This is a genomic window from Eubacterium coprostanoligenes, from assembly GCF_900167205.1.
In the GTDB taxonomy this organism is placed as follows: domain Bacteria; phylum Bacillota; class Clostridia; order Oscillospirales; family Acutalibacteraceae; genus Eubacterium_R; species Eubacterium_R coprostanoligenes.
The window spans coordinates 1-4,963 of sequence record NZ_FUWW01000031.1 but is presented as its reverse complement, the minus strand read 5'-3'; the positions used below and the strand labels follow the sequence as shown (position 1 = coordinate 4,963).

Here is a 4,963-nt window from a genome sequence, read left to right as displayed (position 1 = left end):
GGCATTGCAAATCCCGAGGAAGCAAAACTTCCCGATATGTCAAAGCTGAAAGAGGCAAGCAAGCACACCGATATTAATAATCTTGTTATAGATAAGAATAATAACACCGTTTATTTCAAAGACCCTGAGATGAAACTTGATGTCGGTGCAATTGCCAAGGGCTATGCCGTTCAACAGATTTCAAACTGGGCGCAGAACAATTTGTGGACAAGCGCCGCAATTTCAATCGGCGGAAATGTTTCAACTTTCGGCTATAAAAACGATGACGGTCAAACAAAGTGGACTATCGGCATTGAAAATCCCGACACCACTTCCGATGATTTTTTGCTGAAACTCAATATCACAGACGAGTGCATTGTTACAAGCGGTGATTATCAACGCTATTACACCGTTGACGGCAAAAAATATTGCCATATAATCAATCCCGAAACGCTTATGCCAAGCGAATATATGGCGAGCGTGTCGGTGATTTGCAAGGATTCATCATTTGGCGATGCAATGTCAACCGCATTGTTCAATATGACTATCGAGGATGGCAAAAATCTTGTTGACAGCCTTGACGGAATTGAAGCCGTGTGGGTTGACAAGGAATATAACAAAACATTTTCAAAAGGATTTAATCAATTTTTAGATAATTCGGAGGAATAAATTATGAATTCAAAAGCGCATTACAATCCAAAATCCAAAAGACAGCTTGTGTCTTTCGTCATTATGCTCGTACTCAGCGTTGCTGTTGTATTCGGTTCAATCGCAATCAAAAATGCTGTTGATGAGAAAAATAACGGCACTGTTGATGTAAACTTCACAATTTCAAAGTCTGTGCCTGTTTCGGTTAAAGATAACAAACTCGGCGTAACAGCTGTTGAAGAGGTGTACAACGATAAAAACGAAGTTGTGGCTTATGTAATTAACGGCACAACAGTCGGTTACAACGCAGAATCACCAATCGAAATGGCAACAACAATCACCGCTGACGGCAAAGTTGTTTGCGGTGTAGATATTCTCAAGCAAGAAGAAACCGAATATCTCGGTGTTCGTATTGCTACCGATGATTTCAAAAACCAATTTGCAGGCAAAAAGATTCCTGTTGTTTCATCAAACGGTATTGAAAAAGGCTCAAAAGTTGATGTAATCGCAAAGAGCACAATTTCATCAGAAGCTGTTATCACCGGTGTTGATAATGCAGCTGAATATGTAACCGAATTTTTGGCTAAATAATGAAAAAGGCTGACTTGATTATTGTTGCCGTTGTGCTTGCCGTTGCGGGAGTGCTTTGCTTCTATCTTTATTTTGTCAATGGCGACAGTGGCAAATTCGTTCAGGTTGAGGTTGACGGAAAAGTTGTTGACACCTTAAAACTTGATGAAGATTTTGAAAAACAGTATGATTTTGACGGCGACACAAACACTCTTGTCATCAAAGACGGCAAAGCAAAGGTAACCAAGGCAAATTGTCCTGACGGTGTTTGCGTCAATCATAAATCTGTCAATAGGTCGGGCGAGTCGATTATTTGCCTGCCACATAAATTTGTCGTCACCGTGACTGATGAAAAATCGTCCGATGATGAAATTGATGCCGTGGCATAGTTGGTATTTTGTATGAAAAAATCTAAATTAAAAAATATTGCGTTCTACGGTATGATGATAGCTCTTGCACTTGTGTTCAGCTATCTTGAATCGTTTATTCCGATCAACTTGCTCATCCCTATTCCGGGTGTAAAGCTCGGCTTTGCAAATATCGTTGTTGTGTTTGCACTGTATATGATGAAGCCTGTTGATGCAATTATTATCGGCGTGCTTCGTGTGCTTTTGTCGGGTCTGCTGTTTGGTAATCCGATGACTATTGCGTATAGCCTTGTCGGTTGCTTTTTGAGTTGGCTCGTTATGACTTTGCTCAAAAATACGAAGCTTTCCATCGTCGGTGTGAGTATGCTTGGCGGTATAATGCACAATATCGGACAGCTGATTGTAGCAGTAGTTCTTACAAGCACGGTCAGAATTGCTTATTATTTGCCTGTTCTTCTCGTGTCGGGTATGGTGACCGGTCTTGTTATGGGTTATGCTTCAAAATTGGTTATTGACCGAATTTCTAAAATTAAAAAGAATGTTTGATGCTCTGAATATTTCAGGGCATTTTTTCATATATTCCTGTGAGGGATCAGTATGAATGAATTTGAAAATAAAAAAGAACATTCGTTTACAGTAAAAAATCGTGAATATGCCACTCTTGACGGGGTGACGGATGTTGATGCGTTCAATGAGGAAGAAATACAGGCAAAAACCGACTACGGCGCACTTACTATCAAAGGCGAGGGTTTGCATATTGAGGAGTTGGATTTGACAAGCGGTTGCTTAAAGGTGAATGGCAAAATCACCGCTCTTGTTTATGTAAATGACGGAGTTAAAAAAAGCACATTCAGGCGACTTTTTTCATGATGATGCTGTTGTCGTTTGTTGCTCTCGGCGCTGTTTTCGGCTTTGCTTTTTCGTTTGTCACTTTGGTTGAAAATATCTTGCTGTCGAGAATTTTATCCTTTGTTCTGGATGTTTTTATGATGCTGTCATTTGCTGTGGTGTTTTTTTGTTTTGTAATAGGCTTTGGAACTGACGGCTTCAGACTGTATTATTTTTTGCTGACTTTGGTTGGGTTTGTCTTGTATCGTCTGACGGTACATAGGCTTTTTTCAAAATTTAATCGTAAACTTGTTGCTAGGCTTTCTTTAAAGCGTAGAAAATTTACAAAAAGGTTAAAAAAGTTTTAAAAAACTATTGCATTTGCTTGTGCGAATATAATATAATATAAAGGTAAATAAACGAGGGGAGTCCGCTATGAAAGCTAAAAGTAATAAGATTAAAAGCAAGAAGAATGTAGTTATCGGATTTGTTGTCGCAATTATTGTAGCGTTGGTTGGATATTGCTCGTTTTGCCTTATAACAAATGCTGCCGACATCAGCAGACTTAAAACCGAATCGCAGGAACTTAACACAAAGTATCAGCAACAACTTGATGAAAATAAAAAGGTCAAGTCAATTCTCAATTCGGATGATAAGGATGAATATATCGAGCAAAAGGCTCGTGAAAAGGGCTATGTAAAGGACGGAGAGGTCGTTTATTACGACATCTCATCAAGCAAATAAAACTTATTTGGGTGGCGCATAACCACCCAATTTTTATGTAGGTGTAAAATATGATGATGAAAATGGTCGCCACTTGCCTCTTGGGCATTGAAGGTATTGTGGCTGATGATTTAAAAGCTATGGATGCACAGAATGTTTGTGCTGAAAACGGCAGGGTGTTTTTTGACGGAGATGAAACCATCCTTGCCCGTGCAAATATTTGGTCAAGATATGCAGAGCGTATTCTTATCGTGTTGGATAGATTCACTGCGGTAACATTTGAGGAATTGTTCCAAGCAGTTAAGGCTTTGCCGTGGAGCGAATTTATCGGTTCTGCCGATGAATTCCCTGTAAAGGGTTTTTCAATCAACTCCACCCTCCATTCTGTTCCGGACTGCCAAAAGATAATCAAAAAAGCGATTGTTGAATCTCTCAAGGAAGATTATCACATCAATTGGTTTGAGGAAAGCGGTCCTGTCCATCAAATTCAGTTTTCAATTATGAAAGATGAAGTCACAATTATGCTCGACACATCGGGCAGAGGACTTCACAAAAGAGGCTATCGCCCTGTTGGCAACGATGCCCCTATCAGAGAAACTCTTGCTGCCGCTATGTGCCGACTTTCACAGCTTCGTCACTATCACACAATGTACGACCCTTGTTGCGGAAGCGGAACAATTCTTATCGAGGGCGCAATGCTTGCAAATAATATCGCACCGGGCATCAATCGTAACTTTGATGTTGACCGTTGGGGCTTTGTTCCGGAGTCTGTTTGGATGAGTGAGCGTGAACGCTGTCACGATTTAATCAAGACCGACACCGATTTTGTTGCATTCGGTTCTGATATTGACCCACATGCAATTGAACTTACCGAAAAGAACGCAAGAAATATCAAGGTGGACAAGTTCATTCGTGCGTCTGTTTGTGATGTTGCAAAGTTTAATCCGACAACCGAAAAGGGCACTCTTATCACAAATCCGCCTTATGGCGAAAGAATGCTTGATATTCGCACTGCCGAAAAGTTGTATCGTGTTATGGGCGACAAATTTGTTCGCAGACACGGTTGGAGCTATGGTATTATCTCTCCTGATGAGGAATTTGAAAAATGCTTTGGCAGAAAAGCTGATAAGCGCCGTAAACTGTATAACGGTATGATAAAGTGCCAATACTATATGTATTTTAAATAAAATACTCTGTAACATAACCTTGATTTTTTTCAAGGTTATTTTCTTATAAATGTATTGACTATCAAATATAAATGTCTTACAATTATATTAATAACAAATCTTTAAAATTTTTGCAAAGGAGAAAGAATATGAAAAGGTTTTTAAGCATGTTTATGTCAATTGTGATGCTGTTAAGCATTACGGCGGGAATGAACATAACCGCAAATGCAGAAGTGTTTTCGGGTTATTGTGGTGCAGAGGGTGACGGCAGTAATTTAACTTGGAGCCTGAACGAAAATACAAAGGTTTTAACTATTTCCGGAACAGGTGAAATGAAAGATTATTCTTACGAAGATGAAGCCCCATGGCATAGTATAGATTGTATTGCTACTGTTGTTATAAATTCCGGCGTAACAAGTATAGGTCATTGGGCATTTTATGATTGCAACAGTTTAACAAGCATAACAATAGGAAACAGTGTAACAAGTATAGGTAGTAGTGCATTTTGTGATTGTTACAGTTTAACAAGCGTAACAATAGGAAACAGTGTAACAAGTATAGGTAATTCTGCATTTGATAGTTGCTCCAGTTTAACAAGCATAACAATACCAAACAGTGTAACAAGTATAGGTGCTCAAGCATTTTTTTGGTGCAGCAGTTTAACAAGCATAACAATACCAA

Annotated in this window: 9 protein-coding genes; all 9 read left to right on the top strand. The window is 39.2% G+C overall.

What is annotated here, in order from left to right; translation table 11 throughout:
* Window positions 1–648: FAD:protein FMN transferase (locus B5D29_RS08460; RefSeq protein WP_143406762.1), on the top strand; the 648-nt coding region annotated here is incomplete at its 5' end.
* A 3-nt stretch (window positions 649–651) separates the two neighbouring features.
* The gene (locus B5D29_RS08455) at window positions 652–1,218 is read left to right on the top strand and encodes an FMN-binding protein (protein WP_078769122.1); all 567 of its coding nucleotides are present in this window, start codon (window positions 652–654) and stop codon (window positions 1,216–1,218) included.
* Entirely contained in the window at window positions 1,218–1,586 is a 369-nt protein-coding gene (locus B5D29_RS08450; protein WP_078769121.1) for a NusG domain II-containing protein, read from the top strand. Before B5D29_RS08455 ends, B5D29_RS08450 begins: the two co-directional genes overlap by 1 nt.
* Window positions 1,587–1,598: 12 nt before the next feature.
* Window positions 1,599–2,111, top strand: a complete 513-nt coding sequence (locus tag B5D29_RS08445; RefSeq protein WP_078769120.1) for a Gx transporter family protein — start codon at window positions 1,599–1,601, stop codon at window positions 2,109–2,111.
* A 51-nt stretch (window positions 2,112–2,162) separates the two neighbouring features.
* Complete coding sequence (locus B5D29_RS08440; protein WP_078769119.1) at window positions 2,163–2,435, top strand: YabP/YqfC family sporulation protein; 273 nt, start codon at window positions 2,163–2,165, stop codon at window positions 2,433–2,435.
* A complete protein-coding gene (gene yabQ, locus B5D29_RS08925) occupies window positions 2,432–2,761 on the top strand; it encodes a spore cortex biosynthesis protein YabQ (RefSeq protein WP_078769118.1) in 330 nt (109 codons plus the stop codon). The genes B5D29_RS08440 and yabQ overlap by 4 nt, the downstream gene beginning before the upstream one ends.
* A 67-nt stretch (window positions 2,762–2,828) precedes the next feature.
* On the top strand, window positions 2,829–3,137 hold the full coding sequence (locus tag B5D29_RS08430) for an FtsB family cell division protein (RefSeq protein WP_078769117.1): 309 nt from the start codon (window positions 2,829–2,831) through the stop codon (window positions 3,135–3,137).
* 50 nt (window positions 3,138–3,187) lie between these two features.
* The gene (locus tag B5D29_RS08425; protein ID WP_078769116.1) at window positions 3,188–4,303 is read left to right on the top strand and encodes a THUMP domain-containing class I SAM-dependent RNA methyltransferase; all 1,116 of its coding nucleotides are present in this window, start codon (window positions 3,188–3,190) and stop codon (window positions 4,301–4,303) included.
* Window positions 4,304–4,431: 128 nt separating this feature from the next.
* The coding region (locus B5D29_RS08420) for a leucine-rich repeat domain-containing protein (protein WP_200803087.1) at window positions 4,432–4,963 on the top strand (532 nt) is incomplete at its 3' end.